The organism is Lentzea aerocolonigenes, assembly GCF_000974445.1.
GTDB lineage: Bacteria > Actinomycetota > Actinomycetes > Mycobacteriales > Pseudonocardiaceae > Lentzea > Lentzea aerocolonigenes.
The window spans coordinates 1-17089 of record NZ_BBOJ01000037.1 but is presented as its reverse complement, the minus strand read 5'-3'; the positions used below and the strand labels follow the sequence as shown (position 1 = coordinate 17089).

Annotated in this window: 19 protein-coding genes; 17 read left to right on the top strand and 2 right to left on the bottom strand. The window is 69.0% G+C overall.

All coding sequences use genetic code 11. The features are described from left to right. The first annotated feature begins 50 nt into the window (after window positions 1-50). The 16 genes from AOM45_RS45915 to AOM45_RS45850 all read left to right on the top strand — a co-directional run bounded on the left by AOM45_RS45915 (window position 51) and on the right by AOM45_RS45850 (window position 13406). Window positions 51-1616: a 4-coumarate--CoA ligase family protein gene (locus tag AOM45_RS45915; RefSeq protein WP_030473118.1), complete on the top strand. Its 1566-nt coding sequence runs from the start codon at window positions 51-53 to the stop codon at window positions 1614-1616. A gap of 34 nt (window positions 1617-1650) precedes the next feature. Next, window positions 1651-1830: a hypothetical protein gene (locus AOM45_RS45910; protein WP_035913642.1), complete on the top strand. Its 180-nt coding sequence runs from the start codon at window positions 1651-1653 to the stop codon at window positions 1828-1830. 1 nt (window position 1831) lies between these two features. Then, window positions 1832-1966, top strand: coding sequence for a hypothetical protein (locus AOM45_RS53620; RefSeq protein WP_269083682.1), 135 nt, complete (start codon window positions 1832-1834; stop codon window positions 1964-1966). Between the two features lie 5 nt (window positions 1967-1971). Further along, on the top strand, window positions 1972-2718 hold the full coding sequence (locus AOM45_RS45905) for a phosphoglyceromutase (RefSeq protein WP_030473116.1): 747 nt from the start codon (window positions 1972-1974) through the stop codon (window positions 2716-2718). A 189-nt stretch (window positions 2719-2907) separates the two neighbouring features. Continuing rightward, the gene (locus AOM45_RS45900) at window positions 2908-4080 is read left to right on the top strand and encodes a sensor histidine kinase (protein ID WP_030473115.1); all 1173 of its coding nucleotides are present in this window, start codon (window positions 2908-2910) and stop codon (window positions 4078-4080) included. Continuing rightward, entirely contained in the window at window positions 4077-4757 is a 681-nt protein-coding gene (locus AOM45_RS45895; protein WP_030473114.1) for a response regulator, read from the top strand. The genes AOM45_RS45900 and AOM45_RS45895 overlap by 4 nt, the downstream gene beginning before the upstream one ends. A 27-nt stretch (window positions 4758-4784) precedes the next feature. Beyond that, the gene (locus AOM45_RS45890; protein WP_030473113.1) at window positions 4785-5765 is read left to right on the top strand and encodes a Ppx/GppA family phosphatase; all 981 of its coding nucleotides are present in this window, start codon (window positions 4785-4787) and stop codon (window positions 5763-5765) included. Beyond that, window positions 5765-7138, top strand: a complete 1374-nt coding sequence (locus AOM45_RS52205) for an Rv0497 family membrane protein (protein ID WP_051784668.1) — start codon at window positions 5765-5767, stop codon at window positions 7136-7138. Before AOM45_RS45890 ends, AOM45_RS52205 begins: the two co-directional genes overlap by 1 nt. Beyond that, window positions 7135-7965: a sugar phosphate isomerase/epimerase family protein gene (locus AOM45_RS45880; RefSeq protein WP_030473111.1), complete on the top strand. Its 831-nt coding sequence runs from the start codon at window positions 7135-7137 to the stop codon at window positions 7963-7965. Before AOM45_RS52205 ends, AOM45_RS45880 begins: the two co-directional genes overlap by 4 nt. Before the next feature lie 27 nt (window positions 7966-7992). After that, the gene (locus AOM45_RS45875; RefSeq protein WP_030473110.1) at window positions 7993-8889 is read left to right on the top strand and encodes a proline dehydrogenase family protein; all 897 of its coding nucleotides are present in this window, start codon (window positions 7993-7995) and stop codon (window positions 8887-8889) included. Continuing rightward, window positions 8886-9668, top strand: a complete 783-nt coding sequence (locus AOM45_RS45870) for a thioesterase family protein (RefSeq protein WP_030473109.1) — start codon at window positions 8886-8888, stop codon at window positions 9666-9668. Before AOM45_RS45875 ends, AOM45_RS45870 begins: the two co-directional genes overlap by 4 nt. 10 nt (window positions 9669-9678) lie before the next feature. Then, entirely contained in the window at window positions 9679-10488 is an 810-nt protein-coding gene (proC, locus tag AOM45_RS45865; protein WP_030473108.1) for a pyrroline-5-carboxylate reductase, read from the top strand. A 184-nt stretch (window positions 10489-10672) separates the two neighbouring features. Then, window positions 10673-10885: a helix-turn-helix domain-containing protein gene (locus AOM45_RS45860; RefSeq protein ID WP_030473107.1), complete on the top strand. Its 213-nt coding sequence runs from the start codon at window positions 10673-10675 to the stop codon at window positions 10883-10885. A gap of 130 nt (window positions 10886-11015) precedes the next feature. After that, on the top strand, window positions 11016-11117 hold the full coding sequence (locus AOM45_RS50330; protein WP_015105422.1) for a 30S ribosomal protein bS22: 102 nt from the start codon (window positions 11016-11018) through the stop codon (window positions 11115-11117). Between the two features lie 275 nt (window positions 11118-11392). Beyond that, window positions 11393-12430, top strand: coding sequence for an NAD-dependent epimerase/dehydratase family protein (locus AOM45_RS45855; protein WP_030473106.1), 1038 nt, complete (start codon window positions 11393-11395; stop codon window positions 12428-12430). Between the two features lie 16 nt (window positions 12431-12446). Then, window positions 12447-13406, top strand: a complete 960-nt coding sequence (locus tag AOM45_RS45850; protein ID WP_030473105.1) for a lysophospholipid acyltransferase family protein — start codon at window positions 12447-12449, stop codon at window positions 13404-13406. On the opposite strand, the gene AOM45_RS50325 is transcribed toward AOM45_RS45850, so the two are convergent. Further along, on the bottom strand, window positions 13375-14640 hold the full coding sequence (locus AOM45_RS50325) for an isocitrate lyase/PEP mutase family protein (protein WP_081902736.1): 1266 nt from the start codon (window positions 14638-14640) through the stop codon (window positions 13375-13377). The two genes, AOM45_RS45850 and AOM45_RS50325, sit on opposite strands and share 32 nt — an antisense overlap. Before the next feature lie 57 nt (window positions 14641-14697). Here AOM45_RS50325 and AOM45_RS45840 point away from each other — a divergent pair, with 57 nt between their 5' ends. Continuing rightward, on the top strand, window positions 14698-15363 hold the full coding sequence (locus AOM45_RS45840) for an ArsR/SmtB family transcription factor (RefSeq protein ID WP_030473103.1): 666 nt from the start codon (window positions 14698-14700) through the stop codon (window positions 15361-15363). A 328-nt stretch (window positions 15364-15691) separates the two neighbouring features. Here AOM45_RS45840 and AOM45_RS45835 read toward each other — a convergent pair whose 3' ends face one another. Beyond that, window positions 15692-16990, bottom strand: a complete 1299-nt coding sequence (locus tag AOM45_RS45835; protein ID WP_082157665.1) for an IS4 family transposase — start codon at window positions 16988-16990, stop codon at window positions 15692-15694. Window positions 16991-17089: the final 99 nt, after the last annotated feature.

Here is a 17089-nt window from a genome sequence, read left to right as displayed (position 1 = left end):
TCACGATGTGCCCACAGGCTGGGTGTTCAGCGAGTGAATGAGGTCGCCGCATGGTCTTTCGCAGTCCGTTCCCCGACGTCGAGATCCCCGACGTTTCGCTGCACCAGCTGCTTTTCGGCGACATAGCCGACCGGGCGGACCGGGTTGCGTTGATCGACGGCATGTCCGGCGCCACGCTCACCTACGGCCAGCTCGCCGGGGCGATCGACCGCATGGCCGCAGCACTCGCCGCGCGCGGCATCGGCAAGGGCGACGTGGTCGGCATCCTCAGCCCGAACACGCCGTACTACGCCGTCGTCTTCCACGGCATCCTGCGCGCGGGCGCCACCGCCACCACGATCAACGCGCTCTACACGCCCGACGAGGTCGCGCACCAGCTGCACGACGCGGGCGCGAAGATGCTGTTCACGGTGTCCGTGCTGCTGCCCAACGCGGCACCCGGCGCCGCGAAGGCCGGCGTGACCGACGTCGTCGTGCTCGACGGCGCCGAGGGCTACCCGTCGTTGGGTGAGCTGCTCGCCAACGACCACCCCGTGCCCGAGGTGGAGATCAACCCGGCCGAGGACGTCGCGGTGCTGCCGTACTCGTCCGGCACGACCGCGTTGCCCAAGGGCGTGATGCTGACGCACCGCAACCTCGTTGCGAATCTCGTGCAGTGCGGCCCAATTCTTTCGGATGTGGGCCCGGAAACGCGAATTCTTGCTGTGCTGCCGTTCTTCCACATCTACGGCATGCAGGTGCTGATGAACAACGGCCTCTACATCGGCGGTGTCGTCGTGACGCTGCCGAAGTTCGAGCTGCCCGAGTTCCTCCGCGTGATCGCCGAGCACAAGACCGACCGCGTGTACATCGCCCCGCCGGTCGCCGTCGCCCTCGCGAAGCACCCGATCGTCGACCAGTACGACCTGTCCCCGATGAAGATGCTCTTCTCCGGCGCCGCGCCGCTGGACGAGGACCTCGCCGACGCGGTGAAGAAGCGCATCGGCTGCAAGGTCGCGCAGGGCTACGGCATGACCGAGATGTCACCGGTCAGCCACGCGATCCCGGACGGCCGCGACGACATCTCGATCGGCACGGTCGGCGTGATCATCCCGAACCTGGAGTGCCGCCTGGTCGACCCGGCCACCGGTTCCGACGTCGGCGTGGGCGAACGCGGCGAGCTCTGGTGCAAGGGCCCGAACATCATGAAGGGCTACCTGAACAACCCCGAGGCCACCGCCGCCACGATCGACGACGACGGCTGGCTGCACACCGGCGACGTGGCGGTGATCGACGCCGACGGCATCGTCTCGATCGTCGACCGCGTCAAGGAACTCATCAAGTACAAGGGCTACCAGGTCCCGCCCGCCGAGCTCGAAGCCGTGCTGCTGACCCACGACGAGATCGCCGACGCGGCGGTCATCGGCGTGCGCGACGCGGACGGCGAGGAGGTCCCGAAGGCGTTCGTGGTGCGCCAGCCCGACTCCACGATCACCGAGGAAGCCGTGATGGCGTTCGTGGCCGAGCACGTGGCGCCGCACAAGAAGGTGCGCGTGGTCGAGTTCATCGAGGCGATCCCGAAGTCGGCGTCGGGCAAGATCCTGCGCAAGGACCTCCGGGCGCGCGAACAGGCCTGATTCGCTTGCGAGTGCCCCGGCACCCCGTGCGGGCGTGCCGGGGGCACTCGTCGTTTTCGCGCTCGGGATCCCCCATTCGCCGGAGATCGAGGCGAGCATCGGGTGGCTGCTGGTCTTCAACGACCCGGACGGGCTGGAGATCCACGTCTACACCGACGAGTCGCACGGCGTGGACCACGGCGACCGGCCCGGGTACGGCAGGAGGGTCGGCTGACGTGCCGCACGCTGTGGTCATCTCGGCGGCCGGCCGCGTGCACGGCCGCCCGGCGTCCTCGCTCGCCGGCGAATCCCACGGCGTGGGTCACGGTGACCTGCCGGGGTACGGCGGGAGGGTCGGCATGGCAGGCTAGCTGCCATGTCTGTCGGAACCTTGGTGCTGCTCCGCCACGGCGAGAGCACGTGGAACGCGGAGAACCTGTTCACCGGCTGGGTGGACGTTCCCCTGTCGGAGAAGGGCGAGCGGGAGGCCCGCCGCGGCGGCCAGCTGCTGCGCGAAGCCGGTGTGCTGCCGGAGATCCTGCACACGTCGCTGATGCGCCGGGCGATCATGACCGCGAACCTGGCGCTGGACGCCGCCGACCGGCACTGGATCCCGGTCCGCCGCGACTGGCGCCTCAACGAGCGTCACTACGGCGCCTTGCAGGGCAAGAACAAGAAGCAGACGCTCGAGGAGTTCGGCGAGGAGCAGTTCATGCTCTGGCGCCGCTCGTACGACACCCCGCCGCCGCCCATCGAGCCGGGCAGCGAGTACTCGCAGGACACCGATCCGCGCTACGCGGACCTCGGCCCGGACCTGCCGCTGACCGAGTGCCTCAAGGACGTCGTCGAGCGCATGATCCCGTACTGGGAGTCGTCGATCGTCCCCGACCTGCGCACCGGCAAGACCGTCCTGGTCGCCGCGCACGGCAACTCGCTGCGCGCGCTCGTGAAGCACCTCGACGGCATCTCGGACGAGGCCATCGCGGGTCTGAACATCCCCACGGGCATCCCGTTGCGCTACGACCTCGACGAGGACCTGAAGCCGCTCAAGCCGGGTGGCGAATACCTGGACCCGGACGCCGCGAAGGACGCCATCGCCGCGGTGGCCAACCAGGGCCGTTGATTACTGCACGCGGGGACCTTTCGTTCATCAGGAGTGAACGAAAGCTCCCCGCGTGCATTTGAAGCATCACGGTTGGGTGAACGGCGTCTGACCAGCGACGGAACAACCGTCCACTGAGGTGTCGCGGGTATCACGGTTCACGCTCCCGCACTAGGCCAAGACACCTCTGAGCTGCTTACCATTCGCTTCGTGACCACAACGGGTTACCTCGCTGTGTCGATCGGCCTCGCGCTCATCGGCGCGATCGCCGCTTTCTTCGTCGGCCGGGTCACGGCCCCGCGCCACCAGAAGAAGCCGGCCGGTCTGACAGTCGGCGACCTGATCCAGCAGATCGTCCACGACTCCCACGACGGCATCGTGGTGCTGAACCACTTCGGCGACGTCGTGCTGCACAACCCGCGTGCCGAAGAGCTCGGCGTCGTGCGCAACAACCGCGTCGACGACCGGGCGCGCAAGGCCGCGGAGGCCGTCCGCAACAGCAACGAGGTCGTCTACGTCGACCTCTCGCCGCTCGACGCCCAGCGCGGCGGACGGCAGCCCGAGGCGGTGCACGCCGAGGTCAGGCAGCTCGTCGAGGACTTCATCGTGGTCGACGCCACGGACGAGTCGGAGTCGGTGCGGCTGGAGAAGACGCGGCGCGACTTCGTGGCCAACGTGAGCCACGAGCTGAAGACCCCCGTCGGTGCGCTGGCGCTGCTGGCGGAGGCCGTGCTGGACGCGAGCGACGACCAGGAGGAGGTCCGCCGGTTCAGCGCGAAGATCATGCAGGAGGCCACCCGCCTCGGCACGCTCGTCACCGAGCTGATCGCGCTGTCCCGCCTGCAGGGCGCGGAGAAGCTGCCGGAGCTGTCCGACACCGAGATCGACGTCGTGATCAACGAGGCGCTGTCGCGGTCCAAGCTCGCCGCCGAGTCGGTCGACATCTCGATCACCACCGACGAACCGAGCGGTTTCGTCGTGCCGGGTGACCGGTCGTTGCTGGTCACGGCGCTGACGAACCTGCTGGACAACGCTGTCGCGTACTCGCCGCCCGGAAGTCCCGTCTCGGTGAGCCGCAGGCTCGTGGACGGGCACGTCGAGATCGCCGTGACCGACCGCGGCATCGGCATCGCCGAGGACCAGCAGCAACGCGTCTTCGAGCGGTTCTACCGCGTCGACAAGGCCCGATCACGTGCGACCGGGGGCACCGGCCTCGGGCTCGCGATCGTCAAGCACGTCGCCGCCAACCACGGCGGTGAGGTGAAGCTGTGGAGCCTGCCAGGAACGGGGTCCACCTTCACGCTGCGGCTGCCGGCCGCGGCGACCGAGCCCAACCCGACTCTCGTGCCGACTGGCGCGGGTGACTCAGGAGGAGAGCTGTGACCAGGGTGCTCATCGTGGAGGACGAGGAGTCCTTCGCCGATCCGCTCGCCTTCCTGCTGCGCAAGGAGGGGTTCACCGCGGCGCTCGCGGCCACCGGTCAGGAGGCGCTGGAGGAGTTCGACCGCAACGGCGCCGACATCGTGCTGCTCGACCTCATGCTGCCCGGCATGAGCGGCACCGACGTCTGCAAGCAGCTGCGGCAGCGCTCGGCCGTGCCGGTGATCATGGTGACCGCGCGCGACAGCGAGATCGACAAGGTCGTGGGCCTCGAACTGGGCGCGGACGACTACGTCACCAAGCCGTACTCGGCGCGTGAGCTCATCGCCCGCATCCGCGCGGTGCTGCGCCGCGGCGGCGAGTCCGAGGACCTGCTGCCGCAGATCCTGGAGGCCGGCCCGGTGCGGATGGACGTGGAACGCCACGTCGTCACCGTCGGCGGCCAGGACGTCAGCCTGCCCCTCAAGGAGTTCGACCTCCTCGAGTACCTGCTGCGCAACGTCGGCCGCGTCCTGACCAGGGGCCAGTTGATCGACCGGGTGTGGGGCGCGGACTACGTCGGCGACACGAAAACGCTGGACGTGCACGTCAAGCGGCTGCGGTCGAAGATCGAACCGGACCCGTCGGCTCCTCGTCACCTGGTGACCGTCAGGGGTCTCGGTTACAAGTTCGAGTCCTGACGGACACGACCAGGTACCGTTTCCGGCGTGCGCCTGGGCGTTCTCGACGTGGGTTCCAACACCGTCCACCTTCTGGTGGTGGACGCGCATCGTGGTGCCCACCCCATCCCGATGACGTCCGAGAAGTCGATGCTGCGTCTCGCCGAGCAGCTCGACTCCAAGGGCATGCTCACGAAAGCGGGCGCTGACCAGCTGGTTCGCGCGGTGGCCGGCGCCAAGGCGTCGGCCAAGCGGTCCGGCTGCGACGACCTGATGGCGTTCGCGACCTCGGCGGTGCGCGAGGCGGGCAACTCCGCGGAGGTGCTCGACCGGGTGCGCGGCGAGACCGGGGTCGATCTCCAGGTCCTGTCCGGCGAGGACGAGGCCCGCTACACCTTCCTCGCGGTCCGCCGCTGGTACGGCTGGTCCGCGGGCAAGCTGCTGTGCCTCGACATCGGTGGTGGCTCGCTGGAGCTCGCGGTCGGCCGCGACGAGAGTCCCGACATGGCCTTCTCGGTGCCGCTGGGTGCGGGAAGGCTCACCAGGACCCGCTTCAAGAAGGACCCACCCCGGCGCTCGGAGGTCCGCGAGACCACCGACTGGCTCGCCGAACAGATGGCGCCCGTGGCGCGGAAGCTGAAACGAGCCGGTGAACCCGATCGGGTGGTTGCGACCTCAAAAACTTTCCGAACGCTGGCGCGGCTCACCGGGGCCGCGCCATCGTCTGCCGGGCCCAGGGCACGACGGGTGCTCACCGATGCCGGCCTGCGGCAGCTGATCGCGTTCATTTCCCGGATGTCGGCCGGCGACCTCGCCGAGCTGGAAGGCGTGAGCACTTCGCGCGCGCACCAGCTCCTCGCGGGTGCGCTGGTCGCGGAGGCAACAATGCGAGCCCTGTCACTCACGCAGCTGGAGATTTGCCCCTGGGCCCTGCGGGAGGGTGTCATCCTCCGGCGGCTGGACCACACTGATGGGACGGACCAGAGCGATACTGGACGGACTGGCCAGACCGGGGCACGGTGGAGTTGATGAGTCGAGAGAGCGGATCGGACCAGACGCAGCGCACAGTCGCTGAGCTGCTCGCCCAGTACGGGGGCAGCGCAGAGAGTGCGCCACGTCGGCGACGCCGCCGGGCGGCTGACGACGAGGACGACGTCCAGCAGCCGGAGACCGCGCCCCAGACGATCATCGAGCGGGTCCTGTCCGACAGCGGCCGGCTGATGGCGATCCGCGACGACGAGGCGCCCGCGCCCGGTCGTCGCGCGGCCCCCGAACCCCCGCCCGTCGCACCGCCGCCACCCGCCGCCGCCGAGCGCACGGCGTATCAGCCGAAGCCGCCGGTCGCACCGCCCGCGCAGCCGCCGCAGGTCCGCAGACCCGCTCCCGCGCCGCCGCCCGCCGCTGCCGCCGAGCAGACCCGGCAGGTGCCGCCGGTGCGCGACCAGCCGTCGCGGTCCGACATGCCCCGTCCCGAGGCCACCCGTCCCGAGGCGCCGTCCCGCACGGACCTGCTCCGCCCCGACGCCGCCCGTCCCGACGCGCCGTCCCGTTCGGACATGCCCCGGCCCGACGTGCCGCGTCCCGACCAGGTGAGCTCGCGGCTCGACGCGGGCGCACCGGCCCCGTCGCGCACCAACATCACGCGCCCGCCGAAGCCGGGTCCGCCGCCGTCGGGGCCGATGCCGTCGGGCCCGATGCCGATCCCGCCGTCGGTGCAGATGCCCACGCCGGTCCAGAAGCCCGGTATGCCTCCGCGCGAGGCCATGACCGAGCAGCTCCCGCGCATCCCGGCCAAGGCGCCGGTGGACAAGATCGCCGCGCTCGAGACCGAGTCCGTGCTGATCGTGCCGCCCGCGCCGCCGAGGCTGCCGGAGCCGTTGCCGAACAACCAGCCGGACGCCTGGTTCGGCGACGACGACGCGGACGCGCACACCGACCTGTCGATGGCGCCGATGGAGTCCACCGCGGCTCACCCCGGCCCGTACGTGGACGACGACGACTCGCAGGAGTACGCCGTCTACCGCGCCGAGGACGACTACCTCACCGACAACGACGATGAGAGGGACGCGGACGAGGGTCCCGCGGGCCTCGACGACGCCGACGAGGTCGACGAGGAGCCCGAGGACGAGGCGCAGCGCTCGCCGGCCAAGGAGTGGCTGATCATGATCGGCCAGCTCGCGGTCGGCGTGCTCGGCGGCGCGGGGCTGTGGCTCGCGTTCAACTTCCTGTGGCGCACGCAGGCGGTGGCCGCACTCGTGGTCGCGCTGGCCGTTACCGTGGGTCTGGTGTTGCTGGTTCGAAAGATCCGCAGAGCGGACGACCTCCAAACCACCCTCCTGGCCATCCTCGTCGGCCTCATCGTGACCGTCTCACCAGCGGCGATGCTGCTGGTGAAGAATTGACCTCCCGCATCCCGGTCGGGCTTTCCACGGCGTCGGTCTATCCGCAGCCCGCCGGAGCGGCGTTCGACATCGCGTCCGAACTGGGGTACGACGGCGTCGAGCTGATGGTGTGGGCCGACCCGGTGTCGCAGGACATCCGCGCGGTCGACCGCCTGTCGTCCCGGACGGGTATGCCGGTGCTGGCCGTGCACGCGCCCTGCCTGCTGATCTCGCAGCGGGTGTGGTCGCCGGACCCGGCCGAACGCCTGCGCAAGTCCGTGCAGGCCGCTCAGGACCTGGGTGCGCCGACCGTGGTGCTGCACCCGCCGTTCCGGTGGCAGCGCAAGTACGCGGACTCCTTCGCCGAGCTGGTCTCGTCGCTGGAGGACGAGAGCGGCATCGCGATCGCCGTGGAGAACATGTTCCCGGTGCGCCGCCCGCTGGGGCGTGGCCGTTCGGTGCAGATGACCGCGTTCAAGCCGTCCATCGACCCGACCGACGTGGGGCACCGCAACTACACGCTCGACCTGTCGCACTCGGCCGCCGCGCACATGGACGCGTTGGAACTGGCCAAGCGGATGGGCGAGGGGCTGCGGCACATCCACCTCGCCGACGGCTCCGGTGCGCCCAAGGACGAGCACATGGTGCCGGGGCGCGGGTCCCAGCCGTGTGCGGAGCTGTGCGAGATGCTGGCGCGCGGCGGGTTCGACGGGCAGGTCGTGCTGGAGGTCAACACGCGACGGGCGGGTTCGCCCGCGGCGCGGCGGGAGATGCTCGCCGAGGCGTTGCTCTTCGCGCGGCTGCACCTGGACTGGCAGGTCGGCCGTCGCGAGTCCCGCCACCGGTGAGTTGAGCGGCGAGTTAGGGTTCGTGGTGTGAACCCGCTGCGAGCGTTGATCATGGCTGCGTCTCGCAACGAGACCGTGCGCCACCTCGTCGCCAACGCGCCGATCAGCCGTGACATCGTGAAGCGTTTCGTCGCGGGCGAGAGCACCTCCGACGCGGTCGAGGTCGTGCGCGGCCTGGGCCTGCCGGTGACGCTCGACTACCTCGGCGAGGACACCACGGACAAGACGCAGGCCGAGAAGACCGTGCAGGCGTACCTCGAACTGCTCGACGCGCTGCACGCCGCCGGTCTGGCCGAGAACGCGGAAGTGAGCGTCAAGCTGTCGGCCGTCGGGCAGGCGCTGGACTCCTCGCTCGCCCTGACGAATGCCTCCCGGATCTGCGCCGCCGCCGAGCAGTGCCGCACGACGGTCACGCTCGACATGGAGGACCACACCACCACGGACTCGACGCTGCGGATCCTGCACGAGCTGCGCCGCAGCTGGCCGTGGGTGGGCGCGGTGCTGCAGAGCTACCTGCACCGCACGCTCGACGACTGCAAGGCCCTGGCCGGGCCCGGATCACGGGTGAGGCTGGTCAAGGGCGCCTACGCGGAACCTCCCGAGGTGGCGATCCAGGACCCGCACGAGGTCGACCTGAACTACGTGCGGTGCCTGAACGTTCTCCTGGCAGGAGAGGGCTACCCGATGTTCGCGACGCACGACCCGCGGCTGATCGAGATCATCGGTGAACGAGCACGGTGGTATGACAAAACTGACTTCGAGTACCAGATGCTGTACGGGATCCGGCCCGAGGAGCAGAGGCGTCTCGGCACGCGCGTTTATGTCCCCTACGGTGAGCAGTGGTACGGATATCTCATGCGGCGACTTGCAGAACGGCCTGCCAACGTGACTTTCTTCCTGCGGTCGCTGGCCAGCCGCTCATGACCTTCACGAAGTCCAGCGCGGTCCGGTCGCTCGGTGACGGAACGTTCACGGCGTCCCTGCCCGCCGAGTGGACCGTCGGCCCCAAACCCCACGGCGGGTTCCTCCTCGCCGTGATGACCCGTGCGGCCGCCGAGGTCTCTCAGGGCGATCCCCTGGCCGTGTCCGCACAGTTCCTGCGGGCGCCCGAGGTCGGGCCCGTGCTGGTCAGGACCGACATCCGCAAGGCGGGCCGGACGGCGACCGTCGTCGCGGTGACCCTGGAGCAGCGCGGGCAGGTGTGCGTCGAGGCGTCGGTGACGACGGGACGGATCCCCGAGCACCGCGCCGACTACGCCAACCTGCCGTCGATCCCCGCCGCGCCACCGCCGGGTTCGGTGGAGCTCGCGACGTTCCCGACCGGCGGCATCTACAAGGTCGGCAGCCTGTGCGACCTGCGGGTGGACCGAGAGTCGGCGACGTTCCTCGACCGGCGCACGGACGGGCCGTTGACGCTGAAGCTGTGGGCGCGGCCGATCGACGAGCAGCCGGACCCGTACTTCGCGCTGCTGGCGGGCGACCTGTCGATGCCGGTGACGTTCAACCTGGGCCGCTTCGGGTGGTCTCCGACGGTGCAGCTGACGGCGTTGCTGAGGGCCCGGCCGGCGCCGGGCTGGCTGCGCATCCACGTCACCTGCCAGTCGGTGCACGGGCAGTGGTTCGACGAGGACGCCACGGTGATCGACGCGGCGGGCCGGCTGGTGTGTCAGGCACGGCAGTTGGCTCTCACACCTGCTGTGTGAGACTTGACCGATGACGAAGATCGCGGTGCTCGGCGCGGGCAAGATCGGTGAGGCGCTGCTGTCCGGGCTTCTGCAGGGCGGCCGTTCCGCCGCCGATCTGATGTTCACCGAGAAGCACGAGGCCCGCGCGGCCTCGCTCACGTCGCAGTACGGCATCGAGGGCACCACGGTCGCCGGTGCCGCGGCCAAGGCGGACGTGCTCGTCGTGGCAGTCAAGCCGCAGGACATCGAGCCGCTGCTGGCCGAGCTCGGGCCGGTGCTGCGCGCGGGCACGTTGATCGTGTCGCTGTGCGCGGGCCTGCCGACGGCCCTGTACGAACGCAGGCTGCCCGCGGGCACGCCGGTGGTGCGGGTCATGCCGAACACGCCGATGCTCGTCGGTGAGGCCATGAGCGCCGTCTCCGGCGGTTCCAACGCCACGCCCGAGCACCTCAAGGTCGTCGAGGAGCTCCTGTCGACCGTGGGCAAGGTCGCGGTCGTGCCGGAGTCGCAGCAGGACGCGGTGACGGCGCTGTCCGGTTCCGGTCCCGCCTACTTCTTCTTCCTGGTCGAGGCGATGATCGACGCGGGCATCCTGCTCGGCATCCCACGCGACCTGGCGTCGACGTTGATCATCCAGTCGGCGGTGGGCGCGGCGACGATGCTGGCAGAGGGCTCGTCGCACCCCGTCATCCTGCGCGAGGCGGTCACCTCGCCGGCCGGGACGACGATCATGGCGATCCGGGAGCTGGAGAAGCACGGCGTCCGCGCCGCGTTGCTGGCCGCCATCGAGTCGGCACGCGACCGTTCCGTCGAGCTGGGCCGCCAGCACGAGGACTGAAGTGCACGCGGGGAGCTTTCGTTCGCTCTGACCGCACGAGAGGGCCCCGCGTGACTTTCAAGCAACACTGGTTGGACGTCGCAGGAGTCACACCAGTCCCGCTACTCTCAAGAGAGCACGTGCGTGTCGAACCGTCGGTGGGGAAGACCGACGGCACGACACGTGTCGAAGGATGCGGTGATACATGCCTGCGAAGGAGAACGAACGAACAGGTCTCGCTCAGGTGCAGTTCCTGACCGTGGCCGAAGTGGCCTCGATGATGCGGGTCTCGAAGATGACCGTGTACCGGCTGGTGCACTCCGGTGAGCTGCCCGCAGTGCGGGTCGGCAAGTCGTTCCGGGTGCCCGAGAAGGCCGTGCACGCCTACCTCGAGAACGCGTACTTCGACGTCGGCTGAAGGCTGCTGAAGGCTGGCGAACCCCGCCGGGTAGACTGGTAGGCCGATCGTGCTTACCGGCGCGCCGTGCTTGACACGGCCAAGGCTGGGGCGCGCCAGTCAAAGCAACGTCTAGAGCTAAGGAACCCGCATGGGCTCGGTCATCAAGAAGCGCCGCAAGCGCATGTCGAAGAAGAAGCACCGCAAGCTGCTGCGCAAGACCAGGGTCCAGCGCAGGAAGCGCGGCAAGTAAGCCCGCGAGCGCTCTACCGCCGCCGGTCCCTCTCACAGGGGTCGGCGGCGGTTGCGTTTGCGGGTCACCCGAGTGGCGGCACACGGTGCTTGCGTCGGCATGGAATATCACCCTGTGAGATGACTTCGGTGAAACACGGGAACGGTCGCCGCCGATCGGGTGATTAGCCCGTAAAGCCTGCGTGACCTGCGTCAAGACGGCGTTCCGGCCCCCTCCGGTTTCAGATTTCGTCTGTAGCATCGACCAATCGCAACGCTCTTCATGCTTGGAGCCGCATGACGCCCAAGGTCGTCCTCGTCACCGGAGTCAGCCGCTTCCTCGGCGGCCACCTCGCCGCGCGCTTCGCCGCGAACCCGGACATCGAGCGCGTGCTCGGTGTGGACACCGAGCCGCCGCCACGCGATCTCCTGCGCAGGATGGGCAGGGCGGAGTTCGTCCGCGCGGACATCCGCAACCCGCTGATCAGCAAGGTCATCTCCACCGCGAACGTGGACACGGTCGTCCACGCCTCGGTCACCGCCAGCCCGGCCGGGCCCACCGGTCGCACGGTGATGAAGGAGATGAACGTCATCGGCACCATGCAGCTGCTGGCCGCGTGCCAGAAGTCGCCCAAGGTGCAGAAGCTCGTGGTGAAGTCCACCAGCGCCGTCTACGGTTCGAGCAGCCGTGATCCGGCGGTGTTCACCGAGGACATGGGCCCGAAGGACCTGCCGTCGTCCGGCTACGCCAAGGACGCCGTCGAGGTCGAGGGGTACGTGCGCGGGTTCGGCCGTCGCAGGCCGGACGTGAACGTCACCACGCTGCGCTTCACGAACTTCATCGGTCCGCGCATCGACACCGTGCTGACCCGCTACTTCGCCCTTCCGGTCGTGCCCACCGTCCTGGGCTACGACGCTCGTGTGCAGCTGCTGCACTCCGAGGACGCCCTCGCTGTCCTCGAACGCGCGACGCTGCACGACCTGCCCGGTGTGTTCAACGTGGGAGGCGACGGCGTGCTGCTGCTGTCGCAGGCGATCAGGAGGGCGGGCAGGCTGAACCTGCCGGTGCCCAGTGCCGCCGTGCCCACCGTCGGCGGCTTCTTCCGGAGCGCCCGGCTCGTCGACTTCTCGCCAGACCAGATGAGGTTCCTCAACTGGGGGCGTGTGGTCGACACCACCCTGCTGAAGAAGGACTTCGGGTTCACGCCGCGGTGGACCACCCAGCAGGCGTTCGACGACTACGTGAGCGGCCGGGGTCTGAAGCCGCTCATCGACCCGGAGACGGTTGAGGCTGCGGAACGGGGAATCCTCGACGCGGCCGCTCGTTTCCGCTGATCTTTGCCTTGAGGAGATGAACGCAGTGGCAGGAGCACGCGTTATCCCGCTGCACGACCCGGAACGCGATGCCGCGCGCAGATCGCGCCACGTCGAGGTGGTTCCAGAGCCCGCGCAGCAGCAGTCCGAGACACCGGACTGGGAACGCAGGCTGACCGATCTGCTGTCGTTCGCGCGCAGGCGGATCGCGGGCGACTACCAGATCGACGAGTTCGGGTTCGACCGCGACCTCACCGAGAACGTGCTGATGCCGCCGCTGAAGCCGTTGTACGAGAAGTGGTTCCGGGTCGAGACGATCGGGATGCAGAACATCCCGATGGCCGGCGGCGCGCTGATCGTGGCGAACCACTCCGGCACGTTGCCGCTCGACGCCCTGATGACCTCGTACGGCATCGCGTCCGAGCACCCGGCCCAGCGCCACATGCGCATGCTCGGCGCGGACCTCGTCTTCCGGACGCCGCTGCTGGGTGCTCTGGCTCGCAAGTCGGGCCAGACCTTGGCGTGCAACCCGGACGCCGAGCGGCTGCTGTCGTCCGGTGAGCTCGTCGGCGTGTGGCCGGAGGGCTTCAAGGGCATCGGCAAGCCGTTCAAGGACCGCTACAAGCTGCAGCGCTTCGGCCGCGGCGGTTTCGTGGCGGCGGCGCTGAAGACCGGCACGCCGATCATCCCGTGCTCGATCGTCGGGGCCGAGGAGATCTACCCGATGATCGGCGACATCAAGGCGCTGGCCCGGTTGTTCGGCTTCCCGTACTTCCCGGTGACGCCGTTCTTCCCGCTGCTCGGGCCGCTGGGCGCGATCCCGCTGCCCTCGAAGTGGTACATCGAGTTCGGCGAGCCGATCCGCACGGACGTGTTCGGCGAGAACGCCGCCGACGACCCGATGCTCGTGTTCAACCTGACCGACCAGGTGCGGGAGACGATCCAGCAGACGCTGTACCGGCTGCTCACCCAGCGACGGAACGTGTTCCTGGGCTGACCAGGGCCTGCACGTCCTCGTAGCTGAACGCTTGCGGGATTCCACCGTCGCGCACTGCTTTGGCGGTCGCGACGGTGTGGTGCAGGGCTGCCCTGAAGAGCAGCGAGCCGGTGCTGATGCGTTTGACGCCCAGGTCGCCCAGTTCCTTCGGGGCGCGGTTCTGGGCGAGCACGTTGAGCGGCGCCAGGTTCGCCAGCTTCTCGATGTCGTGCGGCTCGGTCAGGCCGGGGACGAAGATTCCGTCGGCGCCCGCGTCCACGTAGGCCTTCGCGCGTGCCTCGGTTTCCTCGATGGCGATGCCTTGCCAGTGGGTGTCGATGCGGGCGTTGAGGAAGACTCCGGGCGCGCGTTCCTTCACCCTGGCGATGAGGTCTGCCTGCTCACGCACTTCAGCAAGGCCGTGGGGCCGGCCGTCCTCCAGGTTCACGCCCGCCGCGTCGAGACCGGCTACCAGGTCGGCGGCGTCCATGCCGAATCCGGACTCCAGATCGACGGTGATCGGGCAGGGCAGGTCCTTCAGGAGGGCTGCCAGCGCGATCGCCTGCTCGCCGGCCAGGCCCATGCCGTCGGGGATGCCGTGTGCTGCCGCGACTCCCAGGCTCGTGGTGCCGATCGCGTGGAAGCCGGCTGCGTGCAGGGCTGCGGCTGACGTGTAGTCCCAGGCGTTGGGGAGGATCAGCGGCTCGTCCTGGTGGTGCATGGCTTTGAACGCCATGTTCTTGGCGATCTTCGTGGCAAGGGCTCGGCCTGGGCAGGCGTGGGGGCCGTGGCCGAACGGGTGGCCGTCGAGGCTGACCTCGATCACGCCGGTTTCGGTGGCCCTGCGGGTGATCGGCACCGGTGGGGCGGGGTTGCCGGTGCGGAGGTGCTCCGCCAGGGCGTTGGTGGCGGCCCAGGCCTGCACGAGTAGGCCGATTCGGGCTGCGGTTTCCTCGTCGTGGGTTCCGGCGAGGCGTTCTACGGCGGCGTCTGCCTCTGCGGTGACCGGCTCGTGTGGCTGGTAGCACGGGGCGATCTTCGCGATGTCGTCGAGTGAGCCGGGGAGGTGGAGTGCGGTCGCCAGTTCGTCGAGCGTGGTGACGTTGACGTCCTCGATGAGTTTGGTCGTCAGGGCGCGCTTGCGGGCGTGGTCGGGGCCGTTGGTGAAGCGGACGACGTTGGAGCGCAGCCAGGCGACGCCGTGGTCGCCGGTGGGGACCTGGGGGACGGGCAGGTTCAGCAGCTCTTCGGTCATGGTGGTGACGCTAGGGGGCGGACGGTTCGGTGTGGGCCGAAGTGTCGGGGTCGCAGAATGGGTGGCATGCACGAACTGGCCGCACTGCTCGCTGATCGCACTCGGGCCGCGTTCTGCGAGGCGCTGCTGGATGGCAGGGCTTGGACGGCTACCGAGCTGGCTCGTCACGCCCGTGTTGCTCCCTCTACTGCTAGCGAGCACCTCACGCAGCTGATCGAGGGTGGGTTGTTGGTGGAGCATCGGCAGGGGCGTCACCGGTATGTGGCTTTGGCTGGGGCGCACGTTGCGGAGTTGTTGGAGACGATGACCGCGTTTGCTGGGGCTGGGGCTTCTCCTCGTGGGTTGCGGGCTGTCTCGGCTTCGGAGGCCATGGTGCGTGGTCGCACCTGTTACGACCACTTGGCGGGGAAGCTCGGGATTGCGTTGAAGTCCGGGCTGCTCGGCCTGGGGTTCGTTACTGCTGATCTTGCCGTCACTGAGCCTGGGATGGGTTGGCTCAAGGAGCTTGGGTTCGAGCCGTCTCGGCGTCAGGTCAGTCGGGCCTGTTTGGATTGGACTGAGCGGGTGCCGCATTTGGCTGGGAGTGCTGGGGCGTATTTGTGTTCGGTCTTTTTTGAGCGCCAGTGGATTCGGCGGATTGGGTCGTCTCGGGCTGTTGTTTTGACTGGTTCTGGTGAAGCTGGGTGGCGTGAGCTTGGGTTGTTGGACGCGCCGGTTGCGTAGGCCGTCCCGCGGTTTCGTCGGCGGGTGCCTGTTTGTTGTTCGTAGGTGGTCTTGTTGCGTGCGTATGTGCCTATTGCGTGCTTCCACTTTTCTGGGAGCTCCGCCCCAGACCCAATGCCGCGTAGCTTAAGTTGATCTTGCTGTGTCCGGTTGGAGGAAGTAGAACCGGATGGTGGCGGGTCCGGGGTGGCGTGTGCTGGCGGGTTCGTCGTGCTGTTTGACGCGGTAGCTGTTGTGGCGCATGCGTTTGACGGCGCGGGGGCAGGTGCGGTGCCGGCGGGGTGGGATGCGCATGCCCGCGATGCGGTCGAGGATGCGGGGTAGGTGGTCAGTCCAGTCCTGAGGGGGGAATGGTGGCGGTGCCGGTAGCAGTGCGGCGGATCAGGCGCAGGGTCTGGGTGTAGGAGATCCGGTCGGGGTCCAGCTCGGCGGCGGTGGCGGCCTGGGTGATCAGGGTGGTGATGGCGTGGTGGGTGATCAGCCAGGCCCAGATCTCCTGGTAGGCCAGTTCGGGTAGCCGGGAGCGCAGGATGCGGCCCGGTCCGCGGAGGTGGGTTTTGGCCTGGTCGTTACCGGTTTCGTGTTCCCATCGCTGGTGGTAGGCGTCGGCCAGTTCGTCCGGGCGGGCGTGGGCGGGGTCGAGGATGGTGGTGAGCAGGGTGATGATCTCGCCGGTGCCGTTGCCATCCCGGTCGGGCACGTCGTACTCGATCACGCGAGCCCACTGGCCGTCACTGGGGTGGATGGCGTGTCCGGCGCGGGCGACGGCGGTCACACGGTCCCGTCGTTCACGTTTGTGGGTTCTCGGGTTGGACAGCATGGTCAGGTAGGTGCCGTCGGCCAGGACCCGTACCACCGGCAGCTCCAGCTGGGTCGGTGCCCGCCACAACAACGCCGCCCCCGTGGCGGCGGCGGATTCCCAGGCGGGCCAGGAGTAGAAGTTGCGGTCCGCGGTCAGCAACTCATCCGGCCGCAGCCGTGGATACAGCTTGCCCGCCAACGCTTTCTCGCTCGTGGCGTAGGTACCGATCTCGGCGGCGAGCAAGGCGTGCGTGCCGCACTCGGTGAGTGTCACCACCCGTGCTTTCGGGAACGCCGAGCGGCTCTCACCGGTGCCGGCGTAGCCGAACTCGGCGGCGTTGGCCTCGCTGTCGGGCAGGTCGGCCTCGAACCCGTCGACCGCGACCAGCCGCCAGTCCCGCAGCCACGCCCCGCGAGCCCGGCCGGTCGCGAGCAGGCCCGCCATCGGCCCGGACTCGCCGCCCGCCGGACCGGCGACCCGCTCGAAAATCTCACGAAAGACGGCAGGGCCGAGTCGTTTGCGGGCCTGGGTGATCGCGCTCGAGGTCGGCGGCGTCCACGAGGCATCCCAGCAGCCCCACCGGTCCAGCGCCCCCGTCACCCTGGCCGCGACCTCGGTGTAGTCATCGTCGCCGAACAGGCACAACGCCATCGTCAGATACGCCACCACATGCGGCGGCAACTTCCCGTCCGAGCGGCGCGCGCCCGCCCCGCACGCCGCGATCGCCTCGTCCACCGCGTCCCGCGGCACCGCCGTGACCAGCACACCCAGCGACACCTGATCCGGTAAGGCCACAGCCGTAGTCACGACCACAGACCGTGCCAGCCTTCGGCGTGATGATCACGTCACCACGCCGAACCTCCAGCAAGATCAACTTAAGCTACGTGGCATTGGCCCCAGACCCCGCCAATCTGATCAAAGACC